The sequence below is a fragment of the Geothrix sp. 21YS21S-2 genome, assembly GCF_030846775.1.
In the GTDB taxonomy this organism is placed as follows: domain Bacteria; phylum Acidobacteriota; class Holophagae; order Holophagales; family Holophagaceae; genus Mesoterricola.
Genome location: NZ_CP132910.1, coordinates 4,452,176 through 4,473,816 on the forward strand (window position 1 = coordinate 4,452,176; position 21,641 = coordinate 4,473,816).

Annotated in this window: 22 protein-coding genes and 1 pseudogene; 14 read left to right on the top strand and 9 right to left on the bottom strand. The window is 69.0% G+C overall.

The features are described from left to right. The first annotated feature begins 60 nt into the window (after positions 1-60). Positions 61-1,764 (top strand): serine hydrolase domain-containing protein, encoded by a 1,704-nt coding sequence (locus RAH40_RS19625; protein WP_306599320.1) that lies wholly within the window; start codon positions 61-63, stop codon positions 1,762-1,764. Positions 1,765-2,100: 336 nt separating this feature from the next. After that, a complete protein-coding gene (locus tag RAH40_RS19630; RefSeq protein ID WP_306598195.1) occupies positions 2,101-3,402 on the top strand; it encodes an IS701 family transposase in 1,302 nt (433 codons plus the stop codon). 123 nt (positions 3,403-3,525) lie between these two features. Here the strand turns inward: RAH40_RS19630 and RAH40_RS19635 are convergent, their stop codons facing one another. From RAH40_RS19635 to RAH40_RS19640, 3 genes and pseudogenes are all read right to left on the bottom strand, one after another. Next, complete coding sequence (locus tag RAH40_RS19635) at positions 3,526-4,617, bottom strand: 4Fe-4S binding protein (RefSeq protein WP_373432585.1); 1,092 nt, start codon at positions 4,615-4,617, stop codon at positions 3,526-3,528. A 108-nt stretch (positions 4,618-4,725) separates the two neighbouring features. After that, positions 4,726-4,923 (bottom strand): annotated as a pseudogene (locus RAH40_RS23090) (4Fe-4S binding protein); the annotation flags it as partial. A gap of 163 nt (positions 4,924-5,086) precedes the next feature. After that, positions 5,087-5,983 carry a DUF362 domain-containing protein gene (locus tag RAH40_RS19640; protein WP_306599322.1) on the bottom strand — a complete coding sequence of 299 codons (897 nt, stop codon included), beginning with the start codon at positions 5,981-5,983 and terminating at the stop codon, positions 5,087-5,089. 101 nt (positions 5,984-6,084) lie between these two features. On the opposite strand from RAH40_RS19640, the gene RAH40_RS19645 reads away from it, so the two are divergent. Further along, a complete protein-coding gene (locus RAH40_RS19645) occupies positions 6,085-7,011 on the top strand; it encodes an aldo/keto reductase (RefSeq protein ID WP_306599323.1) in 927 nt (308 codons plus the stop codon). 76 nt (positions 7,012-7,087) lie between these two features. Here RAH40_RS19645 and RAH40_RS19650 read toward each other — a convergent pair whose 3' ends face one another. The 3 genes from RAH40_RS19650 to RAH40_RS19660 all read right to left on the bottom strand — a co-directional run bounded on the left by RAH40_RS19650 (position 7,088) and on the right by RAH40_RS19660 (position 8,059). Continuing rightward, entirely contained in the window at positions 7,088-7,531 is a 444-nt protein-coding gene (locus RAH40_RS19650) for an isoprenylcysteine carboxylmethyltransferase family protein (RefSeq protein ID WP_306599324.1), read from the bottom strand. 92 nt (positions 7,532-7,623) lie between these two features. After that, positions 7,624-7,788: a hypothetical protein gene (locus RAH40_RS19655; protein WP_306599325.1), complete on the bottom strand. Its 165-nt coding sequence runs from the start codon at positions 7,786-7,788 to the stop codon at positions 7,624-7,626. A gap of 67 nt (positions 7,789-7,855) precedes the next feature. Next, the gene (locus RAH40_RS19660; RefSeq protein ID WP_306599326.1) at positions 7,856-8,059 is read right to left on the bottom strand and encodes a cold-shock protein; all 204 of its coding nucleotides are present in this window, start codon (positions 8,057-8,059) and stop codon (positions 7,856-7,858) included. 250 nt (positions 8,060-8,309) lie between these two features. Here RAH40_RS19660 and RAH40_RS19665 point away from each other — a divergent pair, with 250 nt between their 5' ends. Next, positions 8,310-8,522, top strand: coding sequence for a hypothetical protein (locus tag RAH40_RS19665; RefSeq protein ID WP_306599327.1), 213 nt, complete (start codon positions 8,310-8,312; stop codon positions 8,520-8,522). Positions 8,523-8,525: 3 nt separating this feature from the next. On the opposite strand, the gene rlmF is transcribed toward RAH40_RS19665, so the two are convergent. Continuing rightward, complete coding sequence (gene rlmF / locus RAH40_RS19670) at positions 8,526-9,434, bottom strand: 23S rRNA (adenine(1618)-N(6))-methyltransferase RlmF (RefSeq protein ID WP_306599328.1); 909 nt, start codon at positions 9,432-9,434, stop codon at positions 8,526-8,528. Positions 9,435-9,643: 209 nt separating this feature from the next. On the opposite strand from rlmF, the gene RAH40_RS19675 reads away from it, so the two are divergent. The 6 genes from RAH40_RS19675 to RAH40_RS19700 are packed head-to-tail and all read left to right on the top strand — an operon-like array spanning position 9,644 to position 16,146. Next, the gene (locus tag RAH40_RS19675; protein ID WP_306599329.1) at positions 9,644-9,913 is read left to right on the top strand and encodes an acyl carrier protein; all 270 of its coding nucleotides are present in this window, start codon (positions 9,644-9,646) and stop codon (positions 9,911-9,913) included. Between the two features lie 13 nt (positions 9,914-9,926). Next, positions 9,927-11,441, top strand: coding sequence for a class I adenylate-forming enzyme family protein (locus RAH40_RS19680; protein ID WP_306599330.1), 1,515 nt, complete (start codon positions 9,927-9,929; stop codon positions 11,439-11,441). Beyond that, a complete protein-coding gene (gene asnB, locus RAH40_RS19685) occupies positions 11,442-13,415 on the top strand; it encodes an asparagine synthase (glutamine-hydrolyzing) (protein ID WP_306599331.1) in 1,974 nt (657 codons plus the stop codon). It abuts the gene before it with no gap. A 2-nt stretch (positions 13,416-13,417) separates the two neighbouring features. Next, on the top strand, positions 13,418-14,416 hold the full coding sequence (nadE, locus tag RAH40_RS19690) for an NAD(+) synthase (protein ID WP_306599332.1): 999 nt from the start codon (positions 13,418-13,420) through the stop codon (positions 14,414-14,416). Between the two features lie 8 nt (positions 14,417-14,424). After that, positions 14,425-15,300: a hypothetical protein gene (locus RAH40_RS19695; protein WP_306599333.1), complete on the top strand. Its 876-nt coding sequence runs from the start codon at positions 14,425-14,427 to the stop codon at positions 15,298-15,300. 9 nt (positions 15,301-15,309) lie between these two features. Beyond that, entirely contained in the window at positions 15,310-16,146 is an 837-nt protein-coding gene (locus tag RAH40_RS19700; RefSeq protein WP_306599334.1) for a class I SAM-dependent methyltransferase, read from the top strand. Here RAH40_RS19700 and RAH40_RS19705 read toward each other — a convergent pair. Next, positions 16,136-17,218: a 3-oxoacyl-ACP synthase III family protein gene (locus RAH40_RS19705; RefSeq protein WP_306599335.1), complete on the bottom strand. Its 1,083-nt coding sequence runs from the start codon at positions 17,216-17,218 to the stop codon at positions 16,136-16,138. The genes RAH40_RS19700 and RAH40_RS19705 overlap by 11 nt on opposite strands. Positions 17,219-17,380: 162 nt before the next feature. Here RAH40_RS19705 and RAH40_RS19710 point away from each other — a divergent pair, with 162 nt between their 5' ends. From RAH40_RS19710 to RAH40_RS19720, 3 genes are all read left to right on the top strand, one after another. Further along, positions 17,381-19,411: a M13 family metallopeptidase gene (locus tag RAH40_RS19710; RefSeq protein WP_306599336.1), complete on the top strand. Its 2,031-nt coding sequence runs from the start codon at positions 17,381-17,383 to the stop codon at positions 19,409-19,411. Positions 19,412-19,508: 97 nt separating this feature from the next. Then, the gene (locus RAH40_RS19715; protein ID WP_306599337.1) at positions 19,509-19,823 is read left to right on the top strand and encodes an MTH1187 family thiamine-binding protein; all 315 of its coding nucleotides are present in this window, start codon (positions 19,509-19,511) and stop codon (positions 19,821-19,823) included. A gap of 107 nt (positions 19,824-19,930) precedes the next feature. Beyond that, a complete protein-coding gene (locus RAH40_RS19720; RefSeq protein ID WP_306599338.1) occupies positions 19,931-20,395 on the top strand; it encodes a biopolymer transporter ExbD in 465 nt (154 codons plus the stop codon). A gap of 3 nt (positions 20,396-20,398) precedes the next feature. On the opposite strand, the gene RAH40_RS19725 is transcribed toward RAH40_RS19720, so the two are convergent. Then, a complete protein-coding gene (locus tag RAH40_RS19725; protein ID WP_306599339.1) occupies positions 20,399-20,980 on the bottom strand; it encodes a TetR/AcrR family transcriptional regulator in 582 nt (193 codons plus the stop codon). A 156-nt stretch (positions 20,981-21,136) separates the two neighbouring features. Between RAH40_RS19725 and RAH40_RS19730 the strand changes: the two genes are divergently transcribed. Further along, on the top strand, positions 21,137-21,589 hold the full coding sequence (locus tag RAH40_RS19730) for a cupin domain-containing protein (RefSeq protein ID WP_306599340.1): 453 nt from the start codon (positions 21,137-21,139) through the stop codon (positions 21,587-21,589). Positions 21,590-21,641 lie beyond the last annotated feature (52 nt).

The window sequence follows — 21,641 nt, forward strand, 5'->3', positions numbered from 1 at the left end:
AGGTCACGACTTGAATTCCCGGCGAGCCCGGTACACTGGCCCTACTCCCAGGAGCAAATCATGCCGATCCCATCCCCGTCCGTGGCCGGCCTCATCCTCTGCCTCGCCTTCCCGGGCCTGGCCGCAGGCCTTTCCGACCCGGACCCGGCGGTGCGCTGGAAGGCGGTGGTGGCTCTGGCCGCCCAGGGTGCCGGGGCGGTGCCCGAGGCCGTCCGGGTCCTGGAGACCGGCGACGCCGCGGGCCGGGAGGCCGCGGCCCGGGTGCTGGCGCGGCTGGGCCCCGCGGCCTGCGCGGCGGCGCCGTCCCTGGGCCGGGCCCTGAAGGACCCCGAGGCGCTGGTCCGGGAGCGCGCCGCTCAGGCCCTGGGGGCCCTGGGAACCTGCGCGGCGCCTTCGGCGCGGGCGCTGGCGGAGGCCCTGGCCGATGCGGACATCTACGTCCAGGGCCAGGCCGCCCTGGCCCTGGGCCGGCTCGGGCCCGGGGCCGTGCCGGTCCTGGCCGGGGCCCTGGACTCGCCGGAGGCCGCGGTGCGCAAGGGCGCCGCCACCGCCCTGGGACGCCTGGGCTCCGCGGCGGCGCCGGCGGAGCCGGGCCTCGTCAAGGCCCTGGCGGCGAAGGACGGTGCCGAACGCCAGGACGCGGCCTTCGCGCTGGGCGCGGCCGGGGCGGGCGCGCCCGCGCTGCGGGAGGCCCTGGCCGACCCCGACGAGGACGTGCGGTGGGCGGCGTCCTGGGCCCTGGACCGCATGGGGGCGGCGCCCGGCGGCACCGTCGAGACGATCCGGGCGCTGGCGCCGCGGCTGATGAAGGAACTGAAGGTGCCGGGCGTGTCCATCGCCGTGATCCGGGACCGGGAGATCGTGTGGAGCGGAGCCTTCGGCGTCGCGGACGCCCAGGCGGGCACCCCCGCGGCGCGGGAAACCGTGTTCGAGGCCTGCTCCATGTCCAAGCCGGTGTTCGCGTACCTCGCGCTCCTCCTGGCGGACCGGGGCCAGCTGGACCTGGACCGGCCCCTCTGCGCCTACCTTCCCGGGGACGGGCTCCCCGCCCAGGCCGAGTACCGGCTCATCACGGCGCGCATGGTCCTCTCCCACACGTCGGGCCTGCCCAACTGGCGCAAGGACGGCGAGGAGCGGGAGGGGCCGGTGCCGGTGGCGTTCAAGCCCGGGTCGCGGTTCCTCTACTCGGGGGAGGGGATGTTCCTCCTCCAGCGGGTGGTGGAGCGCATCGCCGACGAACCCCTGGAGCTGCTGGCGGAGCGCATGGTCTTCAGGCCGCTGGGCATGGGCCGGTCCAGCTTCGTGTGGACCCCGGCCGTCGAGGCCTCGCTCGCCGCCGGCCACAAGGCGGACGGGAGCTTCAACGTCCGCTCCCGCTACCTCCACGCCAACGCGGCCTACACCCTCTACACCACCGCGGACGACTACGCCCGGTTCCTGCTGGCCTTCCTGGACCCGGCCAAGGGGGGCCTGTCGGCGGCCGGGCTCAAGGCCGCGCTCACCGCCCAGGTGAAGCTGGACGCCCGGGAGCCCATGGAGCGTCCCGGCGCGGCCCGGGGGCTGGGGGTGGGCTGGTGCCTGGGCTGGTCCGTGAACGCCACCCGGAGGGGGGACATCTTCCACCACTCCGGCTCGAACCAGACCGGCTTCCGGTGCTTCAGCCAGTTCGATCCCGCCCGGGGCACGGGGCTGGTGATCCTGACGAACGGCTTGAGCGGCGGCAGCCTCTGGGTCAGGCTGGTCAGCCGGGTGGGGGACCTCTAGGAGCCTGTCTACGTTATAGGAGGCCCCGCGACGGCGCCCAGAAGCGTGATTATCGAGCGCAAGGCCCGCAGGAGGATTAGGTCAATCCTTCAAGGGACTTGCACACGATAAGCGCGCTTCTGGGCGCCGCCCTTCGGGTGATGGCAGCGGGGCCAGCAACTCTGCGTCAGGCTCGTCAACCGCAGTCCCGCTGCGGCTTTCCTCGCCTTCCTTGATTTGCTAGCCCCGGTGCCATCATCGCGGGGCCTCCTATTACGTAGACAGGCTCCTAGCACTACTGTGTCATAAGTATTGACAGCCTCCCCGCCCTGCCTATCCTATAGGCTAGGGCTACCTATGGTTGAGACTGCCGAAAGCCGTGCGCGTTTCGATGCCTACGCCGGATTACTGGCGAAGGCGGCCGGCCATGCCGATCGCCGTGAGCCAATGGCGCTCTATTGCCAGGGTTTGATCCTGCCCGGGGATCGAAAAAGCGTTGAGCCGATGGCAGCGCGGTTGGACCCGGTGCACGTCCAGGCCCGGCACCAATCCTTGCACCACCTGGTGGCTCAAGCGGGTTGGAGTGATGACGCGGTTCTCCGGGTGGCCCGGGACTATGCTCGCGAAGCCATGGAGATCCAGGGGCCGATTGAAGCCTGGATTGTCGATGACACAGGTTTCCCCAAAAAGGGGACGCACTCGGTTGGCGTGGCCCATCAGTATTGCGGGCCATTCGGAAAGACCTCCAATTGCCAATGCGCCGTGAGCTTGTCCATGGCCTCCCGCTGGAGCAGTGTGCCCGTGGCGTTCCGGTTGTATCTTCCGGAGGCCTGGGCCAAGGACATGGAACGCCGTGCCGAGGCCGGTGTTCCCGAGGCGGTTGTCTTTCAGCCCAAATGGCAAATTGCGCTCGCCCTCATTGATGGTCAGCGCACGGACAAGGAACCTGACCTGCCCGTGCTGGCTGATGCGGGCTACGGCGACATTTTCGGTTTCAGGGAAGGGTTGACGGAACGGCACCTCGTCTACGCAGTGGGGGTCAGCAAAACCACGACCGTCTGGGCGAACGGCAATGGGCCGCTGCCCCCCAGAAAACCCGGCGGAAAGGGACATCCGGCCAAGAGACTGAGGAGGGATGATGAGCATCAGCCCGAGACGGTCAAAGCCCTGGCGGAGGCCCTGCCCAAGGCCGCCTGGGCGAAGGTGCCGTGGGGAGAGGGAACCCGGGGCATCATGGAATCCCGGTTCGCGGCGCTGCGCGTTCGTCCCGCTCATCGAGACAACACTCGAGCGGAAATGCACCCGGAGGAGTGGTTGTTGATTGAGTGGCCCGAATCCGAGCAGGAGCCCACCAAGTATTGGTTTTCGACCCTGCCAGAGGCCACGCCACTCCGGCAATTGGTCCGGGTCACGAAACTGCGCTGGCGGATCGAGCGGGACTACCAGGAGATGAAAGACGAACTCGGCCTGGACCACTATGAGGGCCGTGGATGGCGGGGATTCCACCATCACTTGAGTCTATGCGCCGCCACGTATGCCTTCATTGTGGCGGAACGAAGCCGCCTTTCCCCCCCTACGATCCAATCCATCTTTGGCTTCATTCACGCACCACCCCAGCCCGCCCCCCTTCCCAGAGGACACCGCGCCCTTCCGCCCTGAGCGGCATTCGCCCTATTCCATAACGACGCTACGTCGAAGGCTGGAGCGGATTCTCGTGGGTTCTCTCGCCTACTGTCCGACATGTGGGAAAAACCAAGGCGCCAATATTATGACACAGTAGTGCTAGTACGGGGAGCCGGCGTCCAGCAGCAGCTGGTTGCGCCTGGAGCGGGTCTCGCCGATGGACGTGACGTACACCGCCGGCCTGTCGGAGACGGGGCACTTCGCCTCGCAGATGCCGCAGCCGATGCAGAGCTTCAGGTCCACGTGGGGCTGCTTGACGCGCACGTCCCGGCCGTCCCGGTCCTTCACCGTCACCTCCTCGAACCAGATGGCCTTGGTGGGGGTGGGGCAGACCTCCTCGCAGACGATGCAGGGGGTGGCGTGGGCGTGGGGCAGGCAGCGGCCCCGGTCGAACATGGCCGTGCCGATGCGCCACTCGGCCTTCCGGGCCTGGGTGAGGGTGCGGATGGCCCCCGTGGGGCACACCTGGCCGCAGAGGGTGCACCGGAACTCGCAGTAGCCGCGGGCCGGCACCAGGATGGGGGACCAGATGCCCTCGGCCCCGGCCTCCAGGAAGGTGGGCTGGAGGCCGTTGGTGGTGCAGACCTTCATGCATTCGCCGCACTTCACGCAGCGGGCCAGGAATTCGGGTTCGGGGCAGGCCCCGGGGGGGCGCAGCAGGGCGGGATTGGCCCGGCCGGGATCGAAGGGGGGCGTCGCGCGGGAGACGGCCACGGAGGCCAGGCCCGCGCCCCCGGCGAGGAGGACGTTGCGCCGGCCCAGGTCCAGGGCGGCCGGGGCGGGCCTGCGGGAGAAGCCGAAGGTCACGGCGTTCTTCGGGCAGGCGTCGTCGCAGGCCATGCAGTAGAGGCACTCGCCGGCGTTCCAGGCACCGGCTCTGGAGGCGGCGAGCCCGGCCTGGCAGTCCCGGTCGCAGACCCCGCAGGCGTTGCAGCCTTCGGCCGTCTCGCGCTTCAGGAGGGACCAGCGGCCCAGGAGCCCCAGCAGCGCGCCCAGAGGGCAGAGGTAGCGGCACCAGAAGCGCCGTTCGGAGAGGTTCAGGAGCAGGATGGCCAGGAGCAGGACGGTGAGGAGCGCCCCCTGGGCGAAGTGCGGCTGCTGGTAGGCCAGGAGGGTCCTCTTCAGGAAGCCGAAGGCGGCGTCGGCCACCGCGGTGAGCGGTCGGGAGCCGGTCCGGTACGCGGCGTCCATGAGGCCGTTGGCGGCGGCGTTGAGGGCCGGGTAGGGACCCAGCGACAGATGGCGCACCAGGAGCGAGAGGGGGTCGAAGATCCCGGTGAGCTGGATGCCCACCGCGCTCCCCGCCAGCAGGAAGACCAGCAGGAGGTACTTGGTCCGGAACCAGCCCCGCACGCGCTGGGGGCCCTTCCAGCGCTTGAGGGCGCCCACCAGGTTGTGGAGCGTCCCCAGGGGGCACGCCCAGCCGCAGAAGACCCGTCCCAGCAGCGCGGTGGCCGCCACCAGGACCAGGCAGAGGGCGAAGCCCGCGGCCACGGCCCGGGCGGAGAGGAGGGTGGCCAGGGCCAGCAGGGGATCGAAGTCCAGGAAGAGCTTCGCGGGGTACCCCAGGTGGTCCGCGCCCTTCTGCTCCGTCTGGAGGAAGAGGACGATGAAGAGGAGGAGGAAGGCCCCCTGGGAGACGCGCCGGGCCCAGATCACCCTAGGCCTCGAGCTTCTTCACGACGAGCCTGCCGAGGTCCATGACCCCGAGGCCCCGGCGGGCGCCTTCCCGCACGTAGCCCAGGTCCGCGCCGGTCAGGCCGAAGAGGGTGGCGCCGTAGGCGTCGACGGCGATCTGGTCCGTGCCGGCCACGACCGTGTCGAGGCGCTTGACGTCGGCGAGGTTCCCGCCCACCGGGCCGTGGGCGGTTAGGATGCGCACCGCGTCCAGCACCGTCAGGCAGGGCCGGACGACGGTGGCGATGTCCACCAGGGTCTCGTCCAGGCGCTGGTGGATGCGGCCCCGGTTCTCGCCCATCACGCCCATCCAGTTCTTCAGGGAGAGGGTGAGCCTGCCCAGGCTGTGGTGCTTGGCGATGGGGACGTTGATGAGCTTGTCCGCCTCGAGGACGTCGATGTAGATGGGCCAGGCCTGGATCGCCACGCCCCTGGGGATCTTCACCTCGCGGAAGCGCCGCTCGTCGATGTGGCTCACCTCGGCGCCGGCGGCCCTGGCCGCGGCCTCGATGCCGCTCTGCACGTAGCACCGCCGGGCGTCGTTGCAGGTGCGGTCGAAGACCTTCACGGTCTTCGCGCCGGCCTCCAGGCAGAGGCGCACCAGGGTGGCGACCACCTCGGGGTTGGTGCAGGCGGCCTGTTCCGGGGTCCGGTCCCAGCCGATGTTGGGCTTGACCACCACCACGTCCCCCTTGGCGATGAAGCGCCGGATGCCGCCGAGGGCGTCCACGGCGGCGCGCACGATGCGCTCCGGGGAGGCGCCGTGGGCCACCGCGAGGTCGGGCCTCGGGGCGGGCGCCGCGCGAAGGGGGAGGGCGTCCAGGGCGGCCAGGCCGCCCAGGGTTGCGGCGGAGTCTCTGAGGAAGGCGCGGCGGTCCATGGATCCCTCCGGAGGGGTTGGAACCTGATTTGGGTGGGGATGAGCCATGATATCGCGGGGACCGGAGGGGCCGGGTAGAATCCTGGGTCTGGAGGCAGGCCATGGACTACGGGACGCTGGGCAGGACGGGGCTGAAGGTGTCGCGCATCGCCTTCGGCGCGGGTCCCATCGGGTACCTGGGCGCGAGCGGGGAACAGGCGGGACAGGTGCTCAACCTGCTCCTGGACCGCGGGGTGAACCTCATCGACACGGCGGCGGCCTATCTGGGCTCGGAGGAGCTCATCGGCAGGGCCGTGGGCCACCGCCGCGGGGACTTCGTCCTGCTCTCCAAGTGCGGCCGGAAGGTGGAGGGGATCGAGGGGGAGGACTGGTCGGCGAAGGTCGTCGCGGCGACCGTGGACCGGTCCCTGCGCCGCCTGGGCACGGATCACCTGGACGTGATGCTGCTCCATTCCTGCACCCGGGAGGTGCTGGAGAAGGGGGAGGCCCTGGGGGCCCTCCTCCGGGCCCGGGAGGCCGGGAAGATCCGCTTCGCGGGCTATTCGGGGGACAACGACGCGGCCGCCTTCGCCGTGGGCCTCCCGGGGGTGGACGTGCTCATGTGCTCGGTGAACCTCTGCGACCAGGTCAACCTGGAAGGGGCGGTTCCCGCCGCCGCCAGGGCCGGCACGGGCGTCATCGCCAAGCGCCCCGTGGCCAACGGGGCCTGGAAGCCCGCCGAGGCCCAGCAGGGCATCTACCGGGACTACGTGAAGCCCTACGCGGAGCGGTTCGCAGCCATGGCGCTGGACCCGCGGGAGCTGGGCTTCGAGGGGGAGGACCCCTGGATGGAGATCGCCCTGCGCTTCACCCTGGCCCAGCCCGGGGTCGACGTCGTCTCCATCGGCACCACCCGCCCGGCCAACGCCGAGGCCAATCTCCGCCTCCTGGAGAAGGGCCCGCTGGACCCGGCCGCGGCGGAGCGCATCCGCGCCGCGTTCCGGAAGGCCCGGGGCCGCGCCTCCACGCCCTGGCCGGGCCTGACCTGATAAGGCCGCCCTGGAACGGAGACCGACCACGTGGACCTCCGGCAGCTGCATGCCATGGCCACGCCCCCCAGAACCCCTAGATCCAGCGCCTCACGCGCCGGGTGTAGCCGGTGTAGACCTCCCCGAAGATCCTCTGGAGCCGCGCCTCCTCGCCGGGAATGATCAGCCGGTCCAGGAGCCCCGCCAGCACCGGCACCAGGACAAGCACCCACAGGGAATCCAGCAGGAGGGCGAAGCCCGTGAGCAGGATCACCAGGCTCAAATACATCGGGTTGCGGGTGAAGCGGTAGGGACCGTCCTCCACCATGGCGGTGGGGGTCCCGTGGGGTTCGGGCGTCGTGCGGTGGCGGCGGAAGGTGAGCAGGGCCCAGGCGGCCAGGACCAGGGGCAGGACCAGGAGCAGGATCGTGAGCGGAGTCCGGAAAGGGAAGGGGCCCAGGTTCAGGGGGTGGAACCTCCCGGCAGCCCAGCCAGCCAACAGGCATGTGGAGAAGAGGATCGGCGGCAGCGGCGGTCTCATGGCGGTCCCCCTTGAAGGTTCGACAGTCTAACGGAGGAAGGGCCACCACCGGGAACTTCCCGGCGGCGGCCCTTCCCGCGATGTTCGCTGGCTTATTCCTGGACCGGGGCGGTGTCCTGCCCCTCTTCCGGAACCTGGGCCTCGCCTTCGGCGGGGGCCAGATCCTTTTGCAGCTTCTTGGCACGCTTCTCTTCCTGCTTGCGCTGCCTGTCCAGGTCCTTGAGCCGCTTGTCGCGCTGGTAGTTCACTCTGGCCATGGGGACTCCTGAAAAAAACAGGCCCGCCACCTGTAGCAGGGGCGGGCCGGAACCGGATTACGCCGGACTAGAGCTTGGTGACGTTGATCGCCTGGGGGCCCTTCTGGCCCTGTCCGCTCTCGAAGCTCACGCGCTGGTTCTCGTCCAGCGTCTTGAAGCCCGAACCCTGGATGGCGGTGTGATGGACGAACAGGTCAGCGCCACCACCATCGGGGGTGATGAAGCCGAAACCCTTTTCAGCGTTGAACCACTTAACAGTACCTTGAGCCATTGGAGATCCTGAAGTTGTCTCGAATTTAAGCGCTGTGTGCGAGTCGAGACAGTGGCCGGCCCAGCGTAGATTACCCACGACGTATGGATTCTCTAGGATCATCATGACGTACTTCCACCGCGAAACCAGAAATTCGTACCGGATTTTGCAATTATTTTTAACCACTACATCTGAAGAAGGTTAGATGTCCCTGGTTTTTTGCGGGGATATCCGGATGCGGGGGACTATCCTTCCAGCAAAGGAAGCCCCCATGACCGATCTCCGGGAAATCTCCCTTCCAAGGCCCACCGTGCCCGCCTGGAACCTCAAGCGCGTGGAGCACTACGCGCTGATCATGCTGAACAGCATGGCGGCCGGCGGCAGCTCGGGCCTCAGCGACGGCGACATCGACTTCGCCATCGACGTGGCCGAGCGCCTGGCCCGCAAGCTTGCCGAACGCGGACACATCCAGGAACACGAATAGGCTTCAGAAGCCCCAGGCGACGATCCGGCTGCGCTTCTGCCCCTGGCTCATCTCCACGACCCGCACCCGGCCCGCCCCGGCCCGGCGCAGGGCGGCCTGCACCGGGGGGAGGCTGGCGGACTTGGACAGGAGGCTGGTGAACCAGCGGCAGCAGTCCGGCCGCTCGGCGCTCTCCTCCACCATCCGGCCCACGAAGGCCACCTCCCCGCCCTCGCACCAGAGCTCGGCGCCCTGGCCCCCGAAGTTCAGCACCGGCGCGGAGGACCGTCCCAGGTTGCGCCACTTGCGCTGGGTCCCCTCCCTTGCCTCGGCCGGGGAGCCGTGGAAGGGCGGATTGCACATGCAGGCCTCGAACGTCTCGCCCGGCAGCACGACCCCGGCCAGGATCCGCCGCGGGTCCTTCTGGAGGCGGAGCTCGATCGCGTCCTCCAGGCCCGGGTTGGCCGCGAGGATGGCGCGGGCGCTGGCCAGGGCCGCGGGGTCGATGTCCGTGCCCAGGAAGGTCCAGCCGTACTCCCGGTGGCCCACCAGGGGATAGATGGCGTTGGCCCCAACCCCCACGTCCAGGATCCGGACCCCGGGACCCCGGGGGGGGGACCCGCCCGTGGCCAGGAGGTCGGCCAGGTGGTGCAGGTAGTCGGCCCGCCCCGGGACGGGGGGGCACAGGAAGCCTCCGGGTAGATCCCAGCCCCGGATCCCGTAGGCCGAAGCCAGGAGGGCCCGGTTCAGGGTGCGCACGGCCGCGGGGTCCGCGAAGTCGATGGTGGGTTCCCCCAGGGGATTGGGCCGGAGGAAGGGGGACAGCTCCGGGCAGGCCTCCACCAGGGCCGGGATGTCGTAGCGTTCACGGTGGCGGTTTCGGGGATGGAGCCCCGGTTTGGCACCGGTTCCAGGGACGGTCTTTCGAATCATGGGCGGGGTCTCGAGGTGGGCGGTCCGGAGGGACCCTGGTGGGGGATCACCTCCGCCCAACCTTAACCAGATAAATGGGCTGGTTGGGAATTCCCTGCATCGGGCATGTTGCAAGGGACCGAAGTTCGGATAAACTGTGAACGAGATAATACCAGCAGTTCATATGCAAGTTGGCCCGTCAATCACCCGCCCTGCTGAGGGGATCACGAATGGCTTTGGACACGACCTCTGTTGCTCCGAAGATCCGCGAGTACATCGCGAGAAACTTCCTCTTCAGCGACCAGGGCTACGGCTACGGCGACGAGTCCTCCTTCCTCGAGGAGGGGATCATCGATTCCCTGGGGATCATCGAACTGGTCTCCTTCGTCGAGAAGGAGTTCGGCATCTCCGTGAGCGACAGCGAGCTGCTGCCCGACAATTTCGATTCGGTGGCGAAGCTGAGCGCGTACGTGGCGGGCAAGTCGCTAAAGGCCTCCTGAGGGGGGCGCGCCCATGCTGGTCCATCAATTCCTCTCGGCTGCGGCAGCCCGCCTACCTGACAAGGTCGCGCTGGTGTGCGGCAAGCAGCGGGTCACCTACGCGGAGCTGGAGGAGATGTCCAACCGCCTGGGCCGTGCCCTGACGGAAGGCGGCGTCGGCCGGGGGGACCGGGTGGCCATCCACCTGCACAACTCGGTGGAAGCGGTGGCGGGGATCTTCGGGACCCTGAAGGCCGGCGGAACCTTCGTCTTCATCAACGCCTCCACCAAGCTGGACAAGTTGAAGTTCATCCTCAACAACTGCCGTGCCTCGGCGCTGCTCATGGACGAGCGGGTGGTGGGCTTCCAGGACCTCTGGTCCGACGTCCCTTCCCTGATCCTGGGCGTGTCCTGTTTCTCCACCCGCCCGGCGGAGGGCCGCGTCCGGACCTTCGAGGAGATCCAGTCGGAGGCCTCCGGGGCGCCCCTGCCCATCGTCAACATCGACCTGGACCTGGCCTGCCTGGTGTACACCTCCGGCAGCACCGGCGAGCCCAAGGGCGTCATGTGCGACCACAGCAACGTGGACTTCGCCTCGACCTCGATCATCACCTACCTGGAGAACCGCGAGGAGGACGTCGTCCTGGGCGTGCTGCCGCTCTCCTTCGACTACGGCCTCTACCAGCTCCTGATGACCGTCAAGTTCGGCGGGACGCTGGTGCTGGAGCGCAGCTTCACCTATCCTGCCCTGATCCTCCAGCGGATCCAGGAGGAGCGCGTCACGGGCCTCCCCGGCGTGCCCACCATCTTCGCGATGATCCTGGCCCTGGACCGCAGCTCCTTCGACCTCTCCAGCCTGCGCTACCTCACCAACACCGCCGCGGCGCTGCCGCCCAGCCACATCCAGGACCTGCGGGCCGCGTTCCCGGGCACCACCCTCTATTCGATGTACGGCCTCACCGAGACCAAGCGCACCCTCTACCTCCCGCCTTCGGAACTGGATGCCAGGCCCGGCTCGGTGGGCATCCCCATCCCCGGCACCGAGGCGTGGCTCGAGGACGGCACGGGCCGGAGGCTGGGTCCGGGCGAGACCGGCGAACTGGTGGTGCGGGGCCGCCACGTGATGCGGGGCTACTGGGAGGCCCCCGAGGCCACCGCCCGCCGCTACCGGCCCGGCCCGATCCCCGGCGAGCGCCTCTGCTACTCCGGCGACCTCTTCCGGACGGACGCGGACGGCTTCTTCTATTTCGTGGGCCGCCAGGACGACATCATCAAGAGCCGGGGCGAGAAGGTCCCGCCCAAGGAGGTGGAGAACGTGCTCCACATGCTGCCCGGGGTGCTGGCCGCCGTGGTGGGCGTTCCCGATCCCATGGCCGGGCAGGTGATCAAGGCGTGCGTCGTCTGCACGGGCGCCAAGCTGACGGAGGCCGAGGTCATCGCCCATTGCCGCCGGCATCTGGAGGACTTCATGGTGCCGAGGTACGTCGAGTTCATGGCGGAACTTCCCATGACCTCCTCCGGGAAGATCAGCAAGCTCGGGTTGGTCTAGATGTGCGGCGTGGTCGGCTTCTGCGGCCTGGGGGCATCGGCCCCGGCCGAGGCTTCGGTGCTGCGCGCCATGCTGGGGACCATCCGCCACCGCGGCCCCGACCAGTTCGGCATCTATCTGGACGGCCGGACCGGCCTGGGCAACGCCCGGCTCAGCATCATCGACCTGAGCACCGGCCAGCAGCCCATCTCCAACGAGGACGGGACCCTCTGGATCGTCTTCAACGGCGAGATCTTCAACCACCCCGAGCTCCGCGAGGAGCTGGAGGCCCTGGGCCACCGCTACGCCACCTCCTGCGACACCGAGACGGTCCTCCACGCCTATGAGGAGTACGGCCCCCGGTGCCTGTCGAAGTTCAACGGCCAGTTCGCCATCGCCATCTGGGACACCGTGAAGCGGACCCTGTTCCTGGCCCGGGACCGCCTCGGGGTGCGGCCCCTCTTCTACGCCGAGGCCGGGGGAAGCCTGGTCTTCGGCTCGGAGATCAAGGCCGTCCTCGCCCACCCGGCGGTGGCGGCGGAGGCGGATCCCGCCGCCCTGGACGAGATCTTCACCTACTGGAGCACCCTGTCGCCCCGCACCTTCTTCAAGGGCGTGCGGGAGCTGCCGCCGGGCAACTTCATGCTGGTCAGGGACGGCCGCGTGGCCATCGAGCCCTGGTGGGAACTCACCTTCCCCGAGCCGGGCCCGGTCCGGTCCGTGGAGGACTGCGCCGCCGAGCTGCGGGAGCTCCTCATCGACGCCACCCGGCTGCGCCTCCGGGCGGACGTGCCCGTGGGGGCCTACCTCAGCGGGGGGCTCGATTCCTCCACCATCACGGCCATCATCCGCACCTTCACCACCAACCCGCTGGAGACCTTCTCCATCGCCTTCGACGACCCGGCCTTCGACGAGAGCGGCTTCCAGGCCAGCATGGCGAAGTCCCTGGGGACGAACCACCACGTGGTCCGCGCGAGCCACGCCGACATCGGGCGGATCTTCCCGGAGGTCGTCTGGCACGCCGAGACGCCCCTCATGCGGACGTCCCCGGCGCCCATGTTCCTGCTTTCGGGGCTCGTGCGGCGGAAGAACTTCAAGGTCGTGCTCACCGGCGAGGGCGCCGACGAGTTCATGGCAGGCTACGACCTCTTCAAGGAGGCCAAGATCCGCCGCTTCTGGGCGGCCCGGCCCGATTCGAAGATGCGCCAGGACCTGTTCAGCCGCATCTACCCCTGGATCGCGGGCCTCACCAAGGGCAACGCGAACTACGCCTCGGCCTTCTTCGGCATGGGCCTTTCCGAGACGGACGCCCGGGACTATTCCCACGCCATCCGCTGGCGCACCACTTCCCGGGCCAAGCGCTTCTTCAGCGCCGGCTTCCTGGAGCGTGCGGGAGGGACACGCGGCCCCGCCTACCCGGACGGCTTCGACGGGTGGGACCCGCTCCACCAGGCCCAGTACCTGGAGATATCCATCTTCCTGTCCCAGTACCTCCTGTCGTCCCAGAGCGACCGCATGGCCATGGGCCATTCCGTCGAGGGGCGGTTCCCGTTCCTCGACTACCGCATGGTGGAGTTCTGCAACCGCCTCCCCCCCGCCCTCAAGCTCCAGGGGCTGACCGAGAAGTTCCTGCTCAAGGAGGTGAGCCGCGAGTGGCTGCCCCCGGAGATCACGGACCGGCCCAAGCAGCCCTTCCGGGCCCCCATCCAGCGGGCCTTTTTCGGCGATTCGGCGCCGGACTACATGGAGGAGCTCCTCTCCCCCGCCGCCGTCGCCGATACGGGGTACTTCAACCCGCGGGCCGTGGAGCACCTGGTCACCAAGCTCAAGCAGGGCCACGCCCACAGCGAGACCGACGACATGGCCCTGGCCGGCATCATCTCCACCCAGCTTCTTCACCGCCAGTTCCTTTCGGGCTTCAAGCCCTCCCCCCCCCTGGACGCCTCCGACGACGTCAAGCTCGTCGCCGGGCCCGGGGCATCGCAGCAGGACTGACCATGGCAATGAACAGGCACATCCTCGACATCGATCCCGCCGCGGAGACGGACCGCATCGTGACGTGGCTCAGGGAGAACATGCGGGGCCTCCACAAGACCGGCGCCGTCATGGGGATCAGCGGCGGCATCGACTCCTCCGTTTGCCTTGCGCTCTGCGTCAAGGCCTTCGGCCCCGAGCGCGTGGTGCCCCTCATCCTTCCCGAGAAGGACTCGGAGCCGGCGTCGGAGGACCTGGCCCGCATGCTGGCGGCCCACTACGGCCTCACCCCCATCAAGGAGGTCATCACCCCCGCCCTGGACGGCTTCGACTGCTACGGGCGCCGCGACGAGGCGATCGCGCGGGTGTTCCCAGAGTTCGACGCCCGCAAGGGCTACCTGGCCAAGATCGTGCTTCCGCCGGGCCTGCTGGACAACGGCACCCTGAACGTCTATTCCCTCACCATCATCACCCCGGACGGCATCGAGAAGACGGCGCGCCTTGGCCCGGCGGAGTTCGCCCAGATCGTGGCCGCATCCAACTTCAAGCAGCGCACCCGCACCGCCATGCTCTACTACCACGCCGAACTGCGGAACCACGCGGTGGTGGGCACGCCCAACAAGAACGAGCACGACCAGGGGTTCTTCGTGAAGTTCGGCGACGGGGGCGTGGACCTCAAGCCCATCGTGCACCTCTACAAGACCCAGGTGTACCAGCTGGCGGCCCACCTGGACGTGCCGCGCATCATCCAGGAGCGCACCCCCACCTCGGACACCTACAGCGCCCCCGCCACCCAGGAGGAGTTCTTCTTCCGCATGCCCTTCGCCACCATGGACCTGCTCTGGTACGCCCAGGAGAACGGCATCAGCCTGGAGGAGACCGCCCAGGCCCTGGACCTCTCCCCCGCGCAGGTGCGCAACGCCTTCGACGACTTCAACCGGAAGACCCGGGCCACCCACTACCTGCGCACGCCCCCTCTGGACATGGCGGGCATGGAGCGGCCCGCCCCGGCCAGGAGCTGAGGCTTCCCATGGCCTTCCCGCGGAACCTGCGCATTGCCGCCATCGGGCTGGTGGCGGGCCTCTGCGTTTCCTGCCCCGGTACCCGACCCAAGGAGACCACCATGGCCCACCCTCCGGTCCGCATCGTGCTCCTCCACCACAGCACGGGGGAGGAGATCTGGAAGGGCGGCGTGGCCGCCTTCGTGGAGGCCTGGAATGCCGAGCACGGCACCGCCTACAGCATCACCGAGCAGAACTACCCCCTCGCCAAGGGGAACCACCCCCGCCTGGGCCGGCTGCTGCCCTCGCGGGTCTTCAACCTGTTCTTCCGGGACCACTACCCGTGGGAGAACTACCCCTACGACTACTGGAACCTCTGGGTGGCCCACCGCGGCGCGGCCCGGGACCGGTCCGAGGCCAACCTGGACGACCTGGCCGGGGCCTACGACGTGATCGTGTTCAAGCACTGCTTCCCCGTGAGCTCCATCCGGGAGGACGACGGCGCCCCCTCGGCCTCGTCCCGGAAGAAGACCCTGGCCAACTACAAGCTCCAGTACGAGGCGCTCAAGGCCCGAATGCGCGAGTACCCGGGCAAGACCTTCATCGTCTGGACCGGCGCGGCCCTCACCGAGGCCGCCACCCGCCCGGAGGACGCCGAGCGCGCGCGCCAGTTCGCCGCCTGGGTGAAGGACACCTGGGACGAGAAGGGCGACAACATCTTCGTGTGGGACTTCCGGGACCTGGAGACCGACGGCGGCCTGTACCTGAAGCCCGGCCGTTCCGTCACGGCGGGGGATTCGCATCCGTCGGCCGAATTCGCCAGAAGGGCCGCGCCCCTCCTGGGCAAACGAATCGTGGACGTCATCGAGGGCCGGGGCGACGACTCGAGCCTCACGGGCCTCTGAGGAGGAAACATGTCTGACGTGGATCTGGACGGGCTCAAGGCGAAGGTGGAAGCGCTCCTGGTCCCGGTCGCGGGGAGCGAGGCCGGCGCGGAGGCCGCGCGGATCATCGCCGCCGCCCGCGGCATGGCTCCGGCGGACGCCGAGGCCCAGGTGCTGGCCTGGTCCGGGAAGCGCGCGGAAGGCGCGCCCCTGGGCCTGGTGCTCGGCAGGCAGCCCTTCCTCGGGGTCGAACTGCTCACGGGCAGCGACGTCCTGGCCGCCCGGGAGGAGACGGAGATCCTGGGGCGCGAGGTCCTGGCCGCGCTCGAGGCGGCCGGGGAGGGCGGGCTCCGCATGATCGACATGGGCTGCGGCTCGGGAAACCTGGGCTGCGCGGTGGCCGTGCTCCAGCCCCGGGTGCGGGTCTGGGCCTCCGACCTCACCGAGAGCTGCGCGGCCCTCACCCGCGAGAACGTCGGCCTGCACGGCCTGGAGGACCGCGTCCAGGTGTCGCGGGGGGACCTCTTCGAGCCTCTCAAGGGCCGGGGCCTGGAGGGCACCATGGACGTGGTAGCCATGAACCCGCCCTACATCCCTTCCACGTCCCTGGAGAAGACGCACGCCGGCCTCCTGCGCCACGAGCCCCGGGAGGCCTTCGACGGCGGCCCCTACGGCATCTCCATCGTCTCCCGCTTCCTCCAGGAGGCCCCCGCCTTCCTGAAGCCCGGGGGGCGCGTGCTGTTCGAGTTCGGACTGGGCCAGGCCCGGCTGATCCAGGCGCTGGTGGCCAAGAACCCGGCCTACGCCGGCTGCCGCTTCGCCACGGACGCGGCGGGGGAAGCCCGGGTGGCGGTCCTCACGACCTAGGGAAGCGGTACACCACGGCGTTGATGTTCATCCCCGCCCCCACCGAGGCGAACACCACCGTGTCGCCGGGCCTGATCGCGTGGCCCTCCAGGTCGCCCTTGAGGATCAGGTCCAGCATCGTGGGGATCGTCGCCACGGAGCTGTTGCCCAGCCAGGAGATGGTCATGGGCATGAGCCCGGGAGGGGCGCCCTCCAGGCCCGCGAGCCGGCACAGCGCCTCCAGGATCGCCTCGTCCATCTTGAGGTTGGCCTGGTGGATGAGGACCTTGGCGACCGTCCGCAGGTCCACGCCGGCCTTGTCCAGGCAGTCCTTCACGGCGCCGGCCACGTGGTGGAGGGCGTAGCGGTAGAGCTTGCGGCCCTCCATCTTCAGGAAGAAGGCCTCGAGGAAGGCCGAGTCCCGGTAGGAAGGGCCCATGAGCAGCATGGTGGAGTGCTCGAAGGTGTCGGAGCGGGCCGCGTGGGCCAGGATGCCCTCGCCGGGCTCCCCCTCGCGGCCCTCGAGGATCACGGCGCCGGCGCCGTCGGCGTAGATCAGGCTGTCCCGGTCGTGGGGGTCCGAGACCCTCGAGAGGGTGTCGGCGCCCATGACCAGCACCCGCCGGGCCGCGCCCGCGCGGATCATGCAGTCGGTCTGGATCACGCCCTGGAGCCAGCCCGGGCACCCGAAGACCAGATCGAAGGCCACGGCGCCGGGGTTCCGGATGCCCAGGCGCGCCTTGACCCGCGCGGCCAGGGACGGCACGAGATCCGACCGGTGGGCGTTGGGGCGGACGTTGCCGAAATTGTGGGCCACGATGAGCCCGTCCAGGGACTCCCGGTCGATGCCCGAGGAAGCCAGGGCGTCCTCGGCGGCCAGGAAGGCCATGTCCGAAGTCAGGAGGTCGTCGGGCGCGTAGCGCCGCTCATGGATGCCGGTGATGGCCTCGAACTGTTCGAGGATCTCCTCGTTGGGCTTGTCGATCGGTTGGTGGTCGGGACCGTGGAACTGATGGTGCATGAAGGCCGAATTCGGAACGATGACGGCCGGAATGTGCCTGCCGGTGCCCACGATGATGGTCTGGATCGCCATGCAAACCCCTTTTACAGAGTAGCCTCGCGGCAGGGGGGCGAGAAAGGTGTGATCCCTGCCCTAAACGGTGACACCTCGTAATGCGTTACACTTTTTAACCCTCATCGGTCAGGAGACCCTATGCAGAAAAGCGGATTGTTGGCGAAACTCGTGGCTGGATCCATGATCCTGGCCACCCCCGTCCTGGCCGCAGCGCCGGAGAAGGCCCCCGCCGCCGCGGCGAAGGCCGGTCCCACCTACGGCGCGTTCGGCGTCGACACCCCCGGCATGGACAAGGCGGTCAAGCCCGGCGACGACTTCGGCCAGTTCGTCAACGGCGTCTACCTCAAGAACCTCGAGATCCCCGCGGACCGCGCCAGCTTCGGGATGTTCGACAAGCTCCGCGACCTGAGCCAGGAGCGCACCCGCGGCATCGTCGAGGCCGCCGCCAAGGCCAAGGGCGCCAGGAAGGGCAGCGAGGAGCAGAAGGTCGGGGACTTCTACGCAAGCTTCCTGGACGAGGCCGCCATCGAGGCCAAGGGGCTCGCCCCCCTCAAGCCCCAGCTGGACGCCATCGCCGCCATCGCGGACCGCACCCAGCTGGCCAAGGTCATGGGCGCGGCCTCCCGCATCGGCATCAACACGCCCGTGGCCGCGGGCCCCGAGCAGGACCTGAAGGATCCCTCCATCTATTCCGTCTACGTGGGCCAGGGCGGCCTGGGCCTGCCGGACCGGGACTACTACCTCGACACCAAGAACCCCAAGTTCGCCGAGATCCGCGCCAAGTACCAGACCCACATCGCGGCCATGCTGCGCCTGGCGGGCATCGCCAATCCCGAGGCCAAGGCCAAGGCCATCTACGACCTGGAAGTGAAGATCGCCACCGCCCACTGGACCCAGGTGGAGAACCGGCAGATCGAGAAGCTCTACAACCCCATCCCGCGCACGGGCCTCGATGCCGCCTACCCCGGACTGGACTGGACGGCGCTGCTCACCGCCGTCGGCGTCAACGACCAGAAGCAGCTGATCATCGCCAATCCCAGCGCCATCGCCGGCGCGGCCAGGCTCCTGGCCAGCGAGCCCCTGGACACCTGGAAGGACTACCTGGCCTTCCACACGATCAAGGACGCCGCCCCCTTCCTGCCCAAGGCCATCGTGGCCGAGAATTTCGCCTTCAACGGCACGGTGCTCTCCGGCCAGCCCGAGATGCAGCCCCGCTGGAAGCGCGGCGCGGACTTCACCACCGGCGCCCTGGGCGAGGCCGTGGGCAAGCTTTACGTGAAGAAGTACTTCCCCCCCGAGGCCAAGGCCCAGATGGACGCCCTGGTCAGGAACATCATCGCGGCCATGGACCAGCGCCTGTCCAACCTCACCTGGATGGACCCCAAGACCAAGGCCGCGGCCCGGGCCAAGCTCGCCAAGTTCACCCCCAAGATCGGCTACCCCGAGAAGTGGCGTGACTACTCCAAGCTCGAGATCGTGCGCGGCGACGCCCTGGGCAACGCCGTCCGGGCCGCCGAGTTCCGGTTCCAGCGCCAGCTGGACAAGATCGGCAAGCCCATCGACCGCTCCGAGTGGGGCATGACGCCCATGACGGTCAACGCCTACGCCAACCCCCTGTGGAACGAGATCGTGTTCCCCGCCGCCATCCTGCAGCCCCCCTTCTTCGATCCCAAGGCCGACCCGGCCGTGAACTACGGCGGCATCGGCGCCGTCATCGGCCACGAGATCAGCCACCACTTCGACGACCAGGGCCGCAAGTTCGACATGGACGGCAAACTCTCCGACTGGTGGACCTCGGAGGACGTCAAGCGCTTCACCGCCCTCACCGACAAGGTCGTCAAGCAGTACGCCGAGTACGAGCCCCTCAAGGGCTCCCACGTCAACGGCGAGCTGACCCTGGGCGAGAACATGGCGGACCTGGCCGGCGTCACCGTCGCCCTGGACGCCTACCACAAGTCCCTGGCCGGCAAGCCCGCCAAGGTCGTGGGCGGCTACACCGGCGACCAGCGCTTCTTCCTGGGCTTCGGCCAGATCTGGCGCTCGCGCTACCGCGACGCCAACCTGCTCAACCGCATCACCACCGACCCCCACACCCCCGGTTTCGTGCGGCCCACGGTCGTGCGCAACCTGGATGCCTGGTACGAGGCCTTCGGCGTCAAGGCCGGAGAGAAGCTCTACCTGGCCCCTGCCGACCGCATCAAGGTCTGGTAGGCCCGGTTCCCGCCGCGGCGGCCCTTTCCCGGCGACGGGGGGGCCGCCGCGTTGCGTATCCGGGGGCCCCGGTGGGATGCTGGGGACGAGGTGCGTCATGCATGTGATCGTGGATTTCACGGTGGTGCCGGTGGGCACCGGGGTCTCCCTCTCCCGGTACATCGCCGAAGTGGAGCGGGTGCTGGCGGATTCCGGGCTTACGTACGAGCTGCACGCCAACGGCACGAACGTCGAGGGGGAGTGGGACGCGGTCATGGGCGCCGTCCGCGCCTGCCACGAGCGGCTCCACGCCATGGGCGTGCCCCGCATCCACACGGACATCAAGCTGGGCACGCGCTCCGACCGGCCCCAGCGCATGGCCGACAAGGTCGCCTCCGTGAAACGGGTTCTGGGGCCCGTGACGAACGGGTGACAAAGGGGCCAATAACCTTCCATTAATCAGGAAGTTGTAACTTCTGTGGCCGCGCCTTGACGGGCCGGCCGGGGGACCGACCCTGGAGCAAATCCCAGGAGGCCCCCATGGACGTGCGCCGCCAGAGCGCGAAGTCGGACATCAACATCACGCCCCTGATCGATATCGTCCTGGTGCTCCTCATCGTCTTCATCGTGATGGTGCCGGGCCTCTCCAGGGCCCTGGAGGTGGCCGTTCCCCGCATCGTCGACGGCCGCAAGGAGAAGCCCGTGGAGCCGCCGGTGGTCGTCACCCTGGACGGCGAGGGCCGGCTCTTCCTGCAGCGCGAGGAGGTGACGCTGGCGAGCCTGCGGGAGCGGCTGGTGCCCGTCGTGATGCTCCAGCCCCTGGGCCTGCGCAAGGTCTTCCTGAAGGTGGACGGGGAACTCGCCCACGAGCGGGCCGTGCAGGTGCTGGACCAGATCCGCGTGGCCTCCGACCAGGCCCGCCGGGAGACCCGCGCCAGGCCCGGCTTCCAGGAGGAGGACGGCGGACCCGTCAAGGTGGCCCTCACCCGGCTCAAGGCAACCTAGTCATCAGGCCGGGCGCTGGGCCCTTGCGAGGAGGGCTTCCAGCGCCTTGCGGGCCCAGTCCCCGGCCCGTTCCTCCCGCAACAACCTTGAGGCGTGGTGGTAGGCAAGGGTGATCGCCCGGAACTCGAAGGCCAATTGATCCGGATCCTGGGAGGGGTGGGCGAACTCCGCGAAGCTCTCGGCCGCCTTTCTGTGGGAGTCGCGCTGGAGGCGCAGGAGGGTCTCCCGCACGGGGCCTTCCCGGTCGTCGAATTCCACGCAGGCGCCGGTGATGGGGCAGCCCCCGGGCAGGCCCGGGTCGTCGATCCAGGCCATGACCGTCTGGAGGATGAAGGTGAGGCGTTCGGGGCCCGGGGCCAGCCGCGCGCCGGGGGCGGCGCGCTCCCGGACGGTCCGGGCCGCGTGCTCCAGGGTGGCCACCTGCAGGGCCGACTTGGAACCGAAGTGGGCGAAGAGGCCGCTCTTGGACATGGGCAGGGCCGCGGCCAGGGCGCCGATGCTCAGGCCCTCCAGGCCGTCGCGGCTGGCGATGCGCATCGCCTCGTCCAGGATGCGCGCCCGGGTGCTGTCGCCTTTTTCCGCCAAACCTGACCTCCTGGAGGGTCCCGAGCCCAAGCGGCCCCTGATTCAAAAGCGTACCCGGCCCTTGCGCCGGATTGTCGGATTGGTTAAATTAACACGAACGGTCGTGCTAAAATAACGCAACCGCCCTTTTCCACCCCCTTCCCAGGAGCGAACGCCATGACCCAAGCCGCGCAGTCCCTCGCCCGGTCCACCCACTTCACCGCCGCGGATTTCGGCGCGCTGGACCGGTGGAGGGCCTTTGAAATGGATCATCCCCGGCGTGGCCGGATCACCGGCAAGACCTTCCTGGGGCAGGTGCTGGGCCTCACCGGCATGGAGGTGTCCTTCGGTTCCATGGCCCCTGGGGAGGCCTCGCCTTTTTCCCATTCCCACAAGCAGAACGAGGAACTGTACGTGTTCCTGACGGGGCAGGGGGAAATGCAGGTGGATGGGGAGCGGTTTCCGCTCAAGGCCGGTTCCGCCATCCGCATCGAACCTGCGGGCGTCCGGGCCTGGAGGGCGACGGGAACCGAACCCCTCACGTTCCTGGTGATCCAGGCCAAGGCCGGCAGCCTGGAGCAGGCCACGGCCTCGGATGGGGTGATCGCGGAGCAGCCTCCGGTCTGGTAAGCCAGCGGCGGGCGATCGGGAACGGGCACGATCCAGAACGGTTCGGGAATGA